The organism is Nocardioides sp. SYSU D00038 (assembly GCF_016924665.1).
Lineage (GTDB): Bacteria > Actinomycetota > Actinomycetes > Propionibacteriales > Nocardioidaceae > Nocardioides.
Genome location: NZ_JAFFJT010000007.1, coordinates 364,457 through 378,204 on the forward strand (window position 1 = coordinate 364,457; position 13,748 = coordinate 378,204).

The window sequence follows — 13,748 nt, forward strand, 5'->3', positions numbered from 1 at the left end:
GCTGGCTCGTGCTGCTGGCTGCTGCTGGGTGGTGCTGGTGATGCTTCCTGCTGGCACCGACACTCGGTGCCGACGTGGTACGCCCGGCCGGCAGCTTCCCCACTACCGGCCGGGCAGCCTGGGTCAGCCGCTGGGGGCTGAGGTGGTGAGGGCCTCGACCGGCCCGTCGGCCGGCCCGTCGACCAGGCCCGCCAGCTCGCGGGCGCGCTCGGCGCGCAGCTGGGTGATCGCGGACTCGAAGTCCTCGGCGCTCTCGAAGGAGCGGTAGACCGAGGCGAAGCGCAGGTAGGCCACCTCGTCGAGCTCGCTGAGCGGGGCGAGGATCGCCATCCCGACCTCGTGGGCCTCGAACTCGGCCTTGCCGGCGCCGCGGAGGGCGTCCTCCACGGCCTGGCCGAGGCAGGCCAGCTGGTCCTCGGTGACGGGACGGCCCTTGCACGCCTTGCGCACGCCGGCCACCGCCTTGTCGCGGTTGAACGGCTCGGTGGCGCCGGAGCGCTTGAGCACCATCAGCTGCATCATCTCGACGGTCGTGAACCGCTTCTCGCACGCCTGGCACTGGCGCCGCCGGCGGATCGAGCCGCCGTCCTCGGCCACCCGGGAGTCGAGGACCTTGGTGTCGTCGTTCTTGCAGAACGGGCAGTGCACGGCGGTCCTCCTCCCACGCGTCGAGCCGACTCCCGGGGTCGCCACGGACACCCCTCGCAGGGTGTGGACGGGCTGGGGATATCGGGGGCTTCTCTGTGTACAACCAGCAGCTCCGTGTGCACCTTCCCCACCCGGACTGTGACTATCTCGCCACCAGATGTGGATAACTACACCGTTGTAACTACTAGATGTAGTGGTAACCGTACGCCTGGTCCGGGACGGGCGCAAGTGGTCCCGGCAGGTCGGTCGTGACCCGGGAGCGGGGTCGGAGAAACCGCAGGTCAGGACCGGTAGCGGACGGGCACGGACGTCGGTCGGCGGCGTGTCGCGGGGTCGCGGGAGGCGCGCGTCAGCCGGCCTCGAGGGCACCCGCGGCCGGTCGGCCGAGGTCGACGACGAACCACACGCGGGTGCCGTCGCCGGTGCGCTCCGAACCCCACCGGTCGGCCAGCGTCTCGACCAGCCGCAGGCCCCGGCCGTGCACCCGCAGCGGGTCGGGTTCGTCGGCCGGTCGGGGTGCCTGCGACTCGACCCGCCCGCGGTCGCGCACGGTGACCGTGAGCAATCCGTCGTCGACCGCGAGCCCGAGGGCCGAGCCGGTGCCGGCGTGGACGACGGCGTTGGTGACCAGCTCCGAGACGCACAGCTCCACCACGTCGACGGCGTCGCCGACCACACCCCACTCGCCCAGGCGGCCCCGCACGAAGCGGCGGGCCTGGGCCGCGGCGCGCGGGTCGTCGGGCAGCTCGAGGCCGTCGCTCGCGCCGTCGGGCTCGGGCGACGAGGCGGGCCGCGGCTCGGGTGCGCCCTGCGCCCGCACCCGCGCGACCGCCTCGCCGGTGCGCCGGACCACCGCCTCGAGCAGCCGGAGCTGGGCCCGGGCGCCGGGGGTCGGCTGGCGGAACCGCTGCGGTCGGTCGTAGAAGAGCACCAGCCCGCCCAGCGGCGATCCGGTGCCCGGCAGGGGGAGCGCGGCGAGGTCGGTCGTCCAGGCGGGCTGCCGGGCGACGAGGGCGGCGTAGCGCGGGTCGAGCTCGGTGAGCGAGCCGAGCACCGGTCGACCGGTGCGTACGACGGTGGTCAGCGGCACGTCGTCGTAGGCGTCGATGTGGCACCAGTCGAGCTCGTCGCCGGGGCCGGGCGCGAGGGGCCCGGCCGCGTCCGGCCGCTCGGCCGCGGTGAACAGCAACCGGCGTCCGCCGCCCTCGGAGAGCGCCAGGCCGACCCGACGCACGCCGGGCAGGGCGGTCAGGTGGGTGAGCGCGGCACGGGCCACGCCGTCGAGGGTCTCGGCCGCGGCCAGGTCGACCCCCAGCCGGGCGAGGTGACCCAGCGCCGCTCGCGGGGGCGCCGCCGTGGGCGTGCCCGGCCGCTCGGCCCCGCTCTCGTCGCTCACGACCGGCCGGTACCCAGCAGATCGCGACAGCGCGGGTGTTCTCCGGTGCGAGGTTCGTCCCATGGGTCACAATCTCCGCATGGGAGAGCCGGGGAGGCGCGTGAAGGGCGGGGCGCGACGTGGCGCTCGGCCGCGCCGGTCGTTCCGGCCCGACGTCGCGCTCCTCGCCCTCGGGGCCGTCGTCGCGCTCGCCGCCTGGGCCGGGCTGGTCTGGCTGGCCATCGGCTTCGGGCGCGACGCCCGCGGCGGCGACGACGGGCGCTGGCTCTGGCTAGCCGGCACCGGTCTGGTCGCGGCCGGCGCGCTGCTCGCATGCCTGTTGCTGACCGCTCGCGCGCTGCGCGCGATCGGCGTCCTCGCCCAGCCGGACAAGCCCCGGGCCGACCCGCCGGAGGACGTCAGCCGCGGTCGACGAGCCGCCTGACCAGCTTCAGGCCCGACCACGTGTCGTCGATGGCGGCCACCTTGACGTCCACGAGGCCGGTCGCGAGAGCCAGCGCACGCACCCGGTCCTCGTCCAGGTCGCTGGCGATGCCGAACGCCTTCCGGGCCGCCTTCTTGGGCCAGCAGACCCAGATCATCCCGGCAGGTGCCGTGCGCTCGACCAGCAGAGGCAGGCGTGCCGACAGGCTCGCCAGGCTGGTGTGGAAGGTGAGCGAGACGTCCAGCCTGTGCGGCAGCCGGGTGACCAGGCGAGCGGCGCCGATGTCGCCGAGGTCGAAGCCGGCGGGAGCCCGGTCGAGGAGCACGACGTGGCCGTCCCTGACCCCGATCTTGCGCACCAGCGGGGTGCTCGAGTAGCCAGTCACGGGCCGCAGGCTAGGACAGGAATGCCGCGAGGGGCGGGACCGTCAGGCCCCGCCCCTCGTCTTCCCCGGCTCGCCAGCCGGGGTCGAAGCGGCTGGCGATGTCTGTGTGGCGGTCAGCCGCCGGCGGGCACCAGGATCCGCTGGCCGGCGGAGAGCGAGCCGGACTCGAGGGCGTTGAGCCGCTTGATCTGCTCCATCACTTCGCGCACCTCGCCGTCTGCGGCGAGGGAGGCGGCGATGTCCCACAGGGTGTCGCCGGAGCTGACCAGTACGACGCGGGTGGGCACGGGCTCGCCGGCCTCGCCGGTGGCGACCGACCCGGCGGCCACGAGCAGTCCGACGCCCAGGACCAGGAGCAGGGCGAGCACCAGCACGACCAGCCGGCCGCGGCGGGTCAGTCGCACCTCGCTGCGCCGTTCGACCCCGCGAGCGGGGCGCGTCGGGGCGGGGGCGACAGTGCGGGCCGGGCCGAACATCGAGTCGAGGGTCATGGTGCTCATCGAGGACTCCTGGGGAAGTAGGTGTGTCCAGTTCTAGGTGCGACCACCGACAGTGGCGCCGGGCCGGTGCTCCTGGGTGCTTCGATCAGACGTTCGATCGAACACGTGTTTGAGAGTAGAACACCCGTTCGAACGATTTCAAGCACCCGGCCGAACAGGCGTTCGACGGCGTGTCGCGCTCGAGCCTGCGGTCGCGGCCGACACACGCCGTTCGAACAGGTGTTTGAACACCGGGCGCGGGTGCGGCTACGGTGAGGCAACCGGACCCGGGTCCTGCGTGCCTCGCCCGCACCTGACCATCCCTCCCGGGCCGCCGAGCGGAAGGCGTCACGATGGCCAGCAGCAAGTCCGACCAGCAGGGACAGCACGTCACCGAGCTCCCCGACGGACCCGCCGACGCCACCGGGCTCACCCCGCGCCAGCAGCGGATCCTGGCCCACCTCAAGGACTTCATGGAGCAGCGCGGCTACCCGCCGAGCATGCGCGAGATCGGCCAGGCGGTGGGCCTGACCAGCTCCTCGAGCGTGGCCCACCAGCTGAAGGTGCTGGAGGAGAAGGGGTGGGTCAAGCGCGACCCCAACCGGCCGCGCGCGCTCGAGGTGCGACTGCCCGAGCTGATGGCGGCCCGCAAGGCGATCTCGTCGGTCGAGGAGACCGAGGTCGACGAGACCGGCATCGGTGACACGGTTCCGGCGGCGACGTACGTCCCCGTCGTGGGCCGGATCGCGGCCGGCGGCCCGATCCTCGCCGAGGAGCGGGTCGAGGACGTCTTCCCGCTGCCCAAGCAGCTCGTCGGCGACGGCCAGCTGTTCCTGCTCGAGGTCGTCGGCGACTCGATGATCGACGCCGCGATCTGCAGTGGCGACTACGTCGTGATCCGCCAGCAGCCCACCGCCAACAACGGCGAGATCGTGGCCGCGATGATCGACGGCGAGGCCACCGTCAAGACGTTCCAGCGCAAGGACGGCCAGGTCTGGCTGCTGCCCCACAACGACGCCTTCGAGCCGATCGACGGCACCCACGCCACCATCCTCGGCAAGGTCACGGCCGTGCTGCGCAGCGTCTGACGCCGAGGTCTCGGGGCTGCCCCCGAGCGGGACTCGGGGTGAAACCCCATGTCCCCGGCCAGCGGTCTGCGCCACAATCGAGCGGTGCCCTCCCTCCGCCGCCCCCTAGCAGAGGCGGGCGTGCTGCTCGGGCTGTACGCCGTCTACAGCGCCTCGAGGCTCCTCGCCGACGACTCCCTCGACCCCGCGGTCGACCGGGCGGGTCGGCTGCTCGACCTCGAGCAGGCCAGCCACCTCGACCTCGAGCACCCGCTCAACGACCTGTTCACGCGGTTCGACTGGCTCGGCGTCTTCTCCAGCTACTGGTACGCCACCGCCCACTACGTCGTCACCGCGGTGGTGCTGGTCTGGCTCTACCGCCAGGGCGCCGACCGCTACCGGCCGGCCCGCCGAGCGCTGGTGCTGGCCACCCTCCTCGGGCTCGCCTGCTACCTCGTGGTCCCCACCGCCCCGCCCCGCTTCATCGAGGGGTACGTCGACGTGCTGCAGCTCCACAGCACCGCCGGCTGGTGGGGCGGGGACGCCTCGGCACCGCGCGGGCTGGGCCAGATGACCAACGAGCTGGCGGCGTTCCCCTCGCTGCACGCGGGCTGGGCGCTGTGGGTCGCGCTGGTGCTCCAGGTGGTAGCCACCGTGCGGTGGGCCAAGGTCGCCGGCTGGACGCACGCCGTCGTCACCGCGGTCGTGGTCGTCGGCACCGGCAACCACTGGCTCCTCGACGTCGTGGCCGGCTGGGGTGTCGTCGTCGTGGCCTGGGTCTGCGTGGCCCTCGCGAGAGGTATGGTCGGGCAGTCCGCACCGAGGGAGGCCGTGGTCTCCGGGCTGTGCCGTAACCCATAACCGACGGAGATCCCATGACTGTGTCCGCCCGCTCCACGCGGCGACGCCGGGCCGTGCTGCTGGTCGCCGCAGCCGGACTGACCGGGGGGCTGCTCACCGCCCCGCTCGCCCAGGCCGCGACCGCCACCGACGGCACCAAGACCGTCGCCACCTCGGCGAAGCAGGCCAAGGCGTACAAGACCTTCGACCTCGCCCAGCGGCTGCTGAAGCCCGCGAGCCGCGCCGAGGGCCGGGCCGCGCAGGCCGAGGCCGCCGCGGCCGGCCGCAGCGTGACCATGGTGCTGCGCGACCTCCAGCTCCAGAAGGCCGACCTGCCGGCCGACCTCCGGGCCCAGGCCGAGCGCTTCGCCGGCCGCCCGGTCAAGGCGGTGGCGGAGGACAGTGCGCGCGCTCGGATCCACTACACCCCGGGCCAGAGCCCCGCCGGCTACATCAACCAGGTCAAGAACACGATCGACGCCGTCCACAACACCTACGTCGCCCGCGGCTACCGCGCCCCCAAGCCCGACGGCACGCGCGGTGGCAACGCCAAGATCGACATCTACATCGACACCCTGGCGCCCGGCCTCTACGGCTACTGCACCACCGACCAGCCCATCAGCGCGAACGCGACGCGCTTCGACGTCTGGGCGTACTGCGTGCTCGACAACGACTACGCCGGCTTCCCCTCGAACACGCCGATCGAGAACATGCAGGTGACGGCGGCGCACGAGTACTTCCACGCCGTGCAGTTCGCCTACGACATCGCCGAGGACGGCTGGTTCATGGAGGCCACCGCCGCCTGGGCCGAGGACGAGATCTTCGACTCCGTCAACGACAACTACCAGTACCTGCGCCGCAGCCCGCTGGTGATGCCGCGCTACCCGATGGACAAGTTCGGCGGCCTGCACGAGTACGGCGGCTGGATCTACTTCCGCTGGCTCAGCGAGCGGTACGGCTCGGACATCGTGCGACAGATGTGGAACGTGGCTGACAGCTCCCAGGGTCCCCGCAAGGACCGCTACTCCACCCAGGCGATCACCCGGGTGCTGAAGACCAAGAAGCTGACCTTCCCGAAGGCGTTCGCGCTGTTCGCTGACGCCAACCGGCGCCCGAAGCGGGTCTACTCCGAGGCGGTCGCGCTGAACTACCCCACCGCCAAGCCCTACAAGGTCGCCACGCTGGGCAAGAAGAGCAACAAGCTCTACAAGGCGCGGCTCAAGCACCTCACCAGCGCCACCTGGCGGTTCGTGCCCAAGAGCGGCAAGAAGCTCAAGGTCACCTTCTCGCTGGGCGCCAAGCCCACCGGCCCCGCGGCGGTCGTCACCGTCTACGGCAAGAACGGCTCGGTGAAGTCCAAGGTGGTCAAGCTCAACGGCAAGGGCGTGGGCGCCGCCAAGGTGGCCTTCAAGAAGACCTCGGTCGCCTACGTCGAGGTCACGGCCGTCAACGCCAGCACCCGGTTCAAGAACTGCTTCCGCAAGCGGACGCCGTTCACCTGCTCCGGCAAGCCGGTCGACGACAACGTGCTGCAGAAGGTGCGGGTCCGGGTCGGCTGACCTTCCCGCCCCAGCACCACGGGCCCCGTCCGAGCCTCTGCTCGGGCGGGGCTCGTTGCCGTCGCGGGCGTTTGACGCAGGCTCGTCGTGGTAGGTGTGGAGGGCCCCCATCCGCACCTGGAGTCCCCATGCCCTCCCCCGGACGCCGCCCCGCCGCGCTCCTCTTCGCGGCCGGCCTGGCCGCCGCCCTCCTGCACGCCTCACCCCCAGCCGGTGCTGCGCCGGCCGGGCCGACCCCCGAGCAGCGGGCCGCCCACGCCGCCCTGCTCGCCGCCGAGCAGGCCCTCGACCCCACCGCGGCGTCCGACGGGTCGACGTCGGCGCGGCGCGCCGCCCCGGCCCCTGGTCGGCGCGACGCCACGCTGGCCCTGGCCCGCCTGTTCGCGGTGCACGACGACCTTGCGCCCGGCGACCGCGCGCGGGCCGAGCGGCTGACGCTGCGGCCCAACGTCCCGGCCTGCCGCGCCAACCAGTGGGTCGTCATCCACTGCGTGCCGGAGCAGCTGGAGGGCTTCACCGCCGACGACGCGCTCGCGATCGCCACCGAGGTCGCCGAGACCTACGCCGCGGCGGGCTACCGGCGGCCCAAGGCCGACGGCGGCACCGGCGCCAACAACAACCCCGACGGCCTCCTGGACATCTACCTCCAGGACGACCTGACCCCCGGCCTCTACGGCTACTGCAGCCCGATCGCCGAGGAGCAGGTGGCCGAGGACCGGTTCGACGTGCCGGCGTTCTGCGCGCTGCGCACCGACTACTCGGCGTTCCCGATGAGCCCGCTCGACAACCTGCGCGCCACGACGGCCCACGAGTACTTCCACGCGGTGCAGTTCGCCTACGACGCCGCCGAGGACCCGTGGTTCATGGAGGCCACCGCCGCCTGGGCCGAGGACGAGGTCTACGACGACATCGACGACAACGTGCAGTACCTCCGCGAGGGACCGATCACCCGTCCGTCGCGACCGCTCGAAAGCTCGCGCGGCATCGAGGTCTACGGGTCGTGGATCTTCGTCCGCTGGCTCTCCGAGCGGTTCTCCGAGCAGCTCGGCGGGCTGCCCCGGATCGTGCTCCGGATGTGGAACCGCGCCGACAGCAGCCACGGCGCGGCCCGCGACAAGTACTCGCTCCAGGCGCTCAAGGCGGTGCTCGGCCCGCGTGGCGGCTTCCCGCGCCTGTTCGCGGAGTTCTCCGACGCCAACCGGCGATCGCGCACGGTCTACGAGGAGGGCCAGGAGAACGCCTACCCGGTCAAGCGCCTCGCGGGCACCGTCACGCTCGGCAAGGCCCGCAGCCACGGCCTCACCACCTCGAAGCGGCGCCACCTGACCAGCGCGACCTACCGCTACACCCCCAAGTCGAACGTCGGCGACCGGTGGCGGCTCAACGTACGGGTCGACCTCGCCGGCGCGGCGACGTCGCCGTTCGCGGTCGTCTCGGTCTACCGGCGCACGGGCACGGTGACCACGTCGTACGTGAAGCTGAGCGGCGCCGGTGACGGCGCCAAGAAGGTGGCGTTCAGCAGGAACGAGGTGTCGCACGTGGAGGTGACCGTGGTCAACGCCAGCACCCGGTTCACCGACTGCTTCGACTCCGTCAGCGACTTCTCCTGCGGTGGCGGCCGTCCGCTCGACGACCGGGTGCGGGGCCGGGTGACCGCGACCGTCACCCGCTGACCCGCACCGGCGAGGCGGCGGCCTCGGCGAGCCGGGCCAGCGCCTTGCGCACCAGCGCCGGGTCGGTGGTGGTCCACATCGGCGGCAGGCTGGCCTTGAGGAACGAGCCGTAGCGAGCGGTCGCGAGCCGCGGGTCGAGGACGGCGACGACGCCGCGGTCGGTCGTCGTGCGGATCAGGCGGCCCGCGCCCTGGGCCATCAGCAGCGCGGCGTGGGTGGCGGCGACCTGCATGAAGCCGTTGCCGCCGGCCCGGTCGACCGCGCGCTGGCGGGCGCTCATCAGCGGGTCGTCGGGCCGCGGGAACGGGACCCGGTCGATGAGCACCAGCTGGCAGGTCTCGCCGGGCACGTCGATGCCCTGCCACAGCGACAGGGTGCCGAACAGGCAGGTGTGTGGGTCGTCGACGAACTGGCGGGCCAGCTCCGGCAGCTGGGCCTCGCCCTGGGCGAGCGTGGTGAGGTGGGGCAGCCGGGTGCGGACCGCCTCGGCCGCGGTCTCCGCCGCCCGGCGGCTGGAGAACAGTCCGAGCGTACGGCCCTGGGCGGCGTCGACGAGGTCGACGATCTCGTCGAGCTGGGCCGCCACCAGCCCGTCGCGGCCCGGGGGCGGCAGGTGGCGGGCGACGTAGAGGATCGCCTGCTGGCCGTAGTCGAAGGGGCTGCCGACGTCGAGGCCGGCCCAAGGCAGCACGGTCTCGGTCCGGTCGACCGGCTCGTGGCCCGGCAGGTGCCGCTCGGCCGGCTTGAGACCGACGCTGCTCGCCACGGAGGCGAAGTCGCCGCCGAGCATCAGGGTGGCGCTGGTGAGCACGACGGTCTTGTCGGTCATCAGCTTCTGCCGCATCGGTCCGGCGACCTCCAGGGGCGCGACGCAGAGCCGGGGTGGCATCCGCTCGGTGCCCTCGGTCAGCCAGAGCACGTCGTGGTCGGAGCCGGACGCCATCCGCTCGGCGGTGGCGAAGACCTCCTGCACCGCACCCTTCGCCTGCTGCCGACCGGCGTCGGGCTCGGAGTCGCCGCCCTCCTTGGGGTACGCCGAGACGACGGCCCGGGCGGTGTCGCGCACCCGGGCCAGGGCCTCGGCGAGCTGCTCGGGCACGGTCTCGAAGCGGCCGGGGCGGCACTCGTCGATCGCGATCTTGAGCATGTCGGAGGCCTCGGCCAGGTCGAGCGCCTGGTCGCCCTCGACGTGGCGCACCGAACGCCGGGCCGCCCGGTCGACCTCGGCCGCCCACAGCTCGTCGGTGGCCGCCTGGGTGACCCGGTTGACCAGCTCGTGGGCCTCGTCGATGACCACGGCGTCGTAGTCGGGGATCATCGGGACGCCCTCGATGGCGTCGATCGCGAGCAGCGAGTGGTTGGTGACGATCAGGTGGGAGCGGTGGGCCTTCTCGCGCGCCAGCTCGGCGAAGCACTCCTGGCCGAACGGGCACTTCGCCGCGCCCAGGCACTCGCGGTGGGTGACGCTGACCTGGCGCCACTCGCGGTCGGTGTGGCGCGGCGCCCCGTCGCGCTCGCCGCTGCCGCCGTTCTCGGCCTCCTCCTCGACCCAGGCGCGCAGCTCGAGCACCTTGGCGCCCAGCGACCCCTGCGGCACCTCGACCAGCGCGCCCTGCTCGTCGGGCACGCCCGCCCGCACCCGGTGGAGGCAGGCGTAGTTGGAGCGGCCCTTGAGCACGGCGTAGGAGGCGTCGACGCCGGGCACGTCCTTGACCGCCTCGACCAGCCGCGGCAGGTCGCGCTCGACCAGCTGGTGCTGCAGCGCCAGCGTGGCGGTGGCGACGACGACCCGCTCGTCGTGGAGCAGGCTCGGCACCAGGTAGCCCAGCGACTTGCCCGTGCCGGTGCCGGCCTGCACGAGCAGGTGCTCGCCGCCGGCGAGCGCACCGGCGACCGCCTCGGCCATCTGCACCTGCCCGGGCCGCTCGGTGCCGCCCAGGGCCCCCACCGCAGCCCCCAGCACCTCGCGGAGGTCGGGGGTCTCGGGCACCCGAGCACCCTAACCTCGCCCACCGACGACGGTGCCGCCTCCCCACAGGCCGGTGGTCGAGCAGCGGTGGTCTGCGCTGGTTGAGGTGCGAGCGAAGCGAGCCTCGAAACCCCCGGCAGCCGAACGCCCTCCCTGGTCACCGGAGGGCATCTGTCTCACCGGGTTTCGAGACAGGACTTCGTCCTTCCTCAACCAGCGGTGGGCGGCACCGGTGGTCGAGCAGCGGTGGTCTGCGCTGGTTGAGGTGCGAGCGAAGCGAGCCTCGAAACCCCCGGCAGCCGAACGCCCTCCCTGGTCACCGGAGGGCTTCCGTCTCACTGGGTTTCGAGACAGGACTTCGTCCTTCCTCAACCAGCGGCAGCCCGGCAGCCGAACGCCCTCCCTGGTCACCAGAGGGCTTCCGTCTCACGGGGTCTCGAGGCTCAGGCCTAGCGGCCTTCGCACCTCGACCAGCGCCGAACGCCCTCCAGTGGTCACCGGAGGGCGCTCGGCTTGCGGGGTTTCGAGACGGGACTTCGTCCCTCCTCAACCAGCGGTGAGGTCAGTACTCGAGGTGGTCGAGGTAGACGTGGCCGACGGCGGCGCTGGTGAGCGGGGAGACGTCGGGGGTGTCGTTCTCGACGATGTACTCCTCGACCTCGTGGCTGCGGAAGATCCGCGGGAAGTCGACGACCCCCGTGCCGAGGTCCGCCATGTCGCCGGTGGTGGCGTCGCGGTCCTTGACGTGGAACTGGCGCACCCGCTGCGGGGCCTCGCGGATCACGTCGATCGCGAACCGGTCGGGATCGACGGCGCCGGTGTTGACCCCGCCGGTGTAGGCCCAGTAGAGGTCGACCTCGAGGTGGACCAGACGCTTGTCGAGGCGCGAGGTGAGCACCTCCCACGGGGTGACGCCGCCGCCGAGGTCGGTCGTGAACTCGTGGGCGTGGTTGTGGTAGCCGTAGCGCAGCCCGTAGCGCTTGGCCAGCGCCGCCTCGGCGTTCATCTGGTCGGCCCAACGCTCCCAGTCCGACCGCGTGCTGGAGGCGAGGTAGGGCACGACGACGTACTCCTGGCCCAGGACGACGGCGTTCTCGAGCTTGGTGCGCAGGGCGGCGGCGTCGGCGCTGATGCCGTCGTGGGACGACGACGCGCGCAGCCCCAGCCGGTCGAGCCGGCGCCGGAGCTCGCGGGCGGTGAGGCCGTAGAGGCCGGCGAGCTCGATCCGCTCGTAGCCGTACTGGGCCAGCCGGGTGAGCACGGTGTCGACGCCGGCCGCGGTGCCGGTAGCGGCACGCAGCGTGTACATCTGGATGCTGATCCGGTCGTGGGGCACCCGGCGCCGGCGGTGGTGGCCGCGGTCGGGACGCCCGTGGGCCGAGGCCGGGGCGGCGACGCCGGTCACCGCACCCGCCGCCGCCAGGCCGGCGGCACCCGCCGCGGCGCCGCGGAACAGCGAGCGCCGGCTGGCGCCCTTCTCGGCGAGCGAGCGTGCGAGCGCTGCCTCTCCGTCATGTCCGAAACACATGCTGATCTCCTCCTCATCAAGCCCGAGCCGAAGTGGCGCGGAGGTCAGTGGTGCACGCCGACGCCCTCCTCGGAGCCGTCGAGCGGCAGGAACAGGTGGATGTGGCCCTGGTCGGTCAGCACCGCGGTCTCGTCGAGCGCGATGGCTCCGATCGACCACACCTCGGCCGCCGAGGTCCGCAGCTGAGCCGCGCGCCCGGTGTCGCCGTCGGCGTACGTCTCCGCCGCCACGCCCAGCAGCCGGGTGGCCTCGATGAAGGCGAGCCGGGCGCGGTTGGTGGCGGTGCCACCGGTCTCGGAGGCCTCGAGGTCGGCGAGCGCGGCGTCGGCGGCCGCGACCCAGTCGTCCGGACGGGCGTCGGCGCCCTCGGCGGCGTCGGTGCCGTCGAGCGGCATCGCCGCGGCCATGCCGGAGAGCACCGGCAGGAGCCCCTCGATCGCGCTCTCCGCGGTCTCGACCAGGGCGTCGAACGCCGCTGCCTCGCGCTCGAAGCGCTCCGCCTCGAGGTCGGCGACCCGGGAGGCGGTGGGGTCGTCGGCACGGTCGTCGGAGCCGGAGCCCACGACGAGCCACAGCACGCCGACGAGCGCCGCGCCCACCACCGCGCCGAGCAGTCCGACGGCCACCACGCGTTCTCGGGACGAGACGGTGGGGGTCGAGGAGACGGGCCTGCGGGTGGTGGTGCGCGACGCCACGGGTCAGTCCTTCGTCGAGAACGCCGCGTCGAACGCCGCCTCGGGGGCGTCGAACGCCAGCCGGCGCACGAACTCGAGCGCCTCCGGCGCACCGACCAGGCGGTCCATGCCGGCGTCCTCCCACTCGACCGAGATCGGGCCGTCGTAGCCGATCGTGTTGAGCATCCGGAACGACGCCTCCCACGGCACGTCGCCGTGACCGGTGGAGACGAAGTCCCAGCCGCGCCGCGGGTCGGCCCACGGCAGGTGCGAGCCCATCCGGCCGTTGCGGCCGTTGCCGGTCTGGCGCTTCGCGTCCTTGCAGTCGACGTGGTAGATCCGGTCCTTGAAGTCCCAGAGGAAGCCGACCGGGTCGAGGTCCTGCCAGACGAAGTGCGAGGGGTCCCAGTTGAGGCCGAACGCCTCGCGGTGCCCGATCGCCTCCATGGTGGCGACGGTGGTCCAGTAGTCGTAGGCGATCTCGGACGGGTGCACCTCGTGGGCGAACCGGACGCCGCACTCGTCGAACACGTCGAGGATCGGGTTCCAGCGGTCGGCGAAGTCGCGGTAGCCGGCGGCCACCATCTCCTCGGTGGCCGGCGGGAACATGGCGACGTACTTCCAGATGGCGGAGCCGGTGAAACCCACCACCGTCTTGACTCCCAGCCGCTGCGCGGTGCGCGCGGTCATCTTCATCTCCTCGGCGGCCCGCTGGCGGACGCCCTCGGGGTCGCCGTCGCCCCACACGCGCTCGGAGAGGATCGCCTCGTGCCGCGCGTCGATCGGGTCGTCGCAGACCGCCTGGCCCTTGAGGTGGTTGGAGATCGCGTAGACCTTGAGGTTGTACTTCTCGAGCAGGTCGAGCTTCGCCTGGATGTAGGCGTCGTCCTCGGCGCCCTGCCAGGGGTCGAGGTGGTCGCCCCAGCAGGCGATCTCGAGGCCGTCGTAGCCCCACTCGGAGGCGAGCCGGGCCACCTCCTCGAACGGCAGGTCTGCCCACTGCCCGGTGAACAGGGTGATCGGTCGTGGCATCAGGTGGTCCTCTTTCTCGCGGGTTGTGCTCGGCTGGTCAGTCGGCTGGTCACTGGGGTGCTGGGTGCGGTCTC

General features: G+C 72.8%; 13 protein-coding genes. 5 read left to right on the plus strand and 8 right to left on the minus strand.

The window, feature by feature from the left end:
* Positions 1-123: 123 nt before the first annotated feature.
* A complete protein-coding gene (nrdR, locus tag JT721_RS03985; RefSeq protein WP_205471598.1) occupies positions 124-648 on the minus strand; it encodes a transcriptional regulator NrdR in 525 nt (174 codons plus the stop codon).
* Positions 649-997: 349 nt separating this feature from the next.
* Positions 998-2,044, minus strand: coding sequence for an ATP-binding protein (locus JT721_RS03990; protein WP_205471599.1), 1,047 nt, complete (start codon positions 2,042-2,044; stop codon positions 998-1,000).
* Positions 2,045-2,123: 79 nt separating this feature from the next.
* Here JT721_RS03990 and JT721_RS03995 point away from each other — a divergent pair, with 79 nt between their 5' ends.
* Entirely contained in the window at positions 2,124-2,468 is a 345-nt protein-coding gene (locus JT721_RS03995) for a hypothetical protein (RefSeq protein WP_205471600.1), read from the plus strand.
* On the opposite strand, the gene JT721_RS04000 is transcribed toward JT721_RS03995, so the two are convergent.
* Together JT721_RS04000 and JT721_RS04005 are read right to left on the minus strand one after the other, a co-directional pair.
* Positions 2,443-2,853: a DUF3052 domain-containing protein gene (locus JT721_RS04000; protein WP_307827871.1), complete on the minus strand. Its 411-nt coding sequence runs from the start codon at positions 2,851-2,853 to the stop codon at positions 2,443-2,445. The two genes, JT721_RS03995 and JT721_RS04000, sit on opposite strands and share 26 nt — an antisense overlap.
* A 113-nt stretch (positions 2,854-2,966) precedes the next feature.
* A complete protein-coding gene (locus JT721_RS04005; RefSeq protein ID WP_205471601.1) occupies positions 2,967-3,353 on the minus strand; it encodes a LysM peptidoglycan-binding domain-containing protein in 387 nt (128 codons plus the stop codon).
* 332 nt (positions 3,354-3,685) lie between these two features.
* Between JT721_RS04005 and lexA the strand changes: the two genes are divergently transcribed.
* The 4 genes from lexA to JT721_RS04025 all read left to right on the plus strand — a co-directional run bounded on the left by lexA (position 3,686) and on the right by JT721_RS04025 (position 8,471).
* Positions 3,686-4,420 carry a transcriptional repressor LexA gene (lexA, locus tag JT721_RS04010; RefSeq protein ID WP_205471602.1) on the plus strand — a complete coding sequence of 245 codons (735 nt, stop codon included), beginning with the start codon at positions 3,686-3,688 and terminating at the stop codon, positions 4,418-4,420.
* A 120-nt stretch (positions 4,421-4,540) separates the two neighbouring features.
* Positions 4,541-5,260 carry a phosphatase PAP2 family protein gene (locus JT721_RS04015; RefSeq protein WP_205471603.1) on the plus strand — a complete coding sequence of 240 codons (720 nt, stop codon included), beginning with the start codon at positions 4,541-4,543 and terminating at the stop codon, positions 5,258-5,260.
* Between the two features lie 14 nt (positions 5,261-5,274).
* Positions 5,275-6,798 carry an MXAN_6640 family putative metalloprotease gene (locus tag JT721_RS04020; protein ID WP_205471604.1) on the plus strand — a complete coding sequence of 508 codons (1,524 nt, stop codon included), beginning with the start codon at positions 5,275-5,277 and terminating at the stop codon, positions 6,796-6,798.
* A gap of 128 nt (positions 6,799-6,926) precedes the next feature.
* Entirely contained in the window at positions 6,927-8,471 is a 1,545-nt protein-coding gene (locus tag JT721_RS04025) for an MXAN_6640 family putative metalloprotease (RefSeq protein WP_205471605.1), read from the plus strand.
* Here the strand turns inward: JT721_RS04025 and JT721_RS04030 are convergent.
* The 4 genes from JT721_RS04030 to JT721_RS04045 all read right to left on the minus strand — a co-directional run bounded on the left by JT721_RS04030 (position 8,461) and on the right by JT721_RS04045 (position 13,674).
* Complete coding sequence (locus JT721_RS04030; RefSeq protein ID WP_307827872.1) at positions 8,461-10,461, minus strand: ATP-dependent DNA helicase; 2,001 nt, start codon at positions 10,459-10,461, stop codon at positions 8,461-8,463. The genes JT721_RS04025 and JT721_RS04030 overlap by 11 nt on opposite strands.
* Positions 10,462-11,002: 541 nt before the next feature.
* Positions 11,003-11,968 (minus strand): sugar phosphate isomerase/epimerase, encoded by a 966-nt coding sequence (locus JT721_RS04035; RefSeq protein ID WP_205471606.1) that lies wholly within the window; start codon positions 11,966-11,968, stop codon positions 11,003-11,005.
* A 44-nt stretch (positions 11,969-12,012) separates the two neighbouring features.
* Entirely contained in the window at positions 12,013-12,663 is a 651-nt protein-coding gene (locus JT721_RS04040; RefSeq protein WP_205471607.1) for a hypothetical protein, read from the minus strand.
* Between the two features lie 3 nt (positions 12,664-12,666).
* Positions 12,667-13,674, minus strand: a complete 1,008-nt coding sequence (locus JT721_RS04045) for a sugar phosphate isomerase/epimerase (RefSeq protein ID WP_205471608.1) — start codon at positions 13,672-13,674, stop codon at positions 12,667-12,669.
* Between the last annotated feature and the right edge of the window lie 74 nt (positions 13,675-13,748).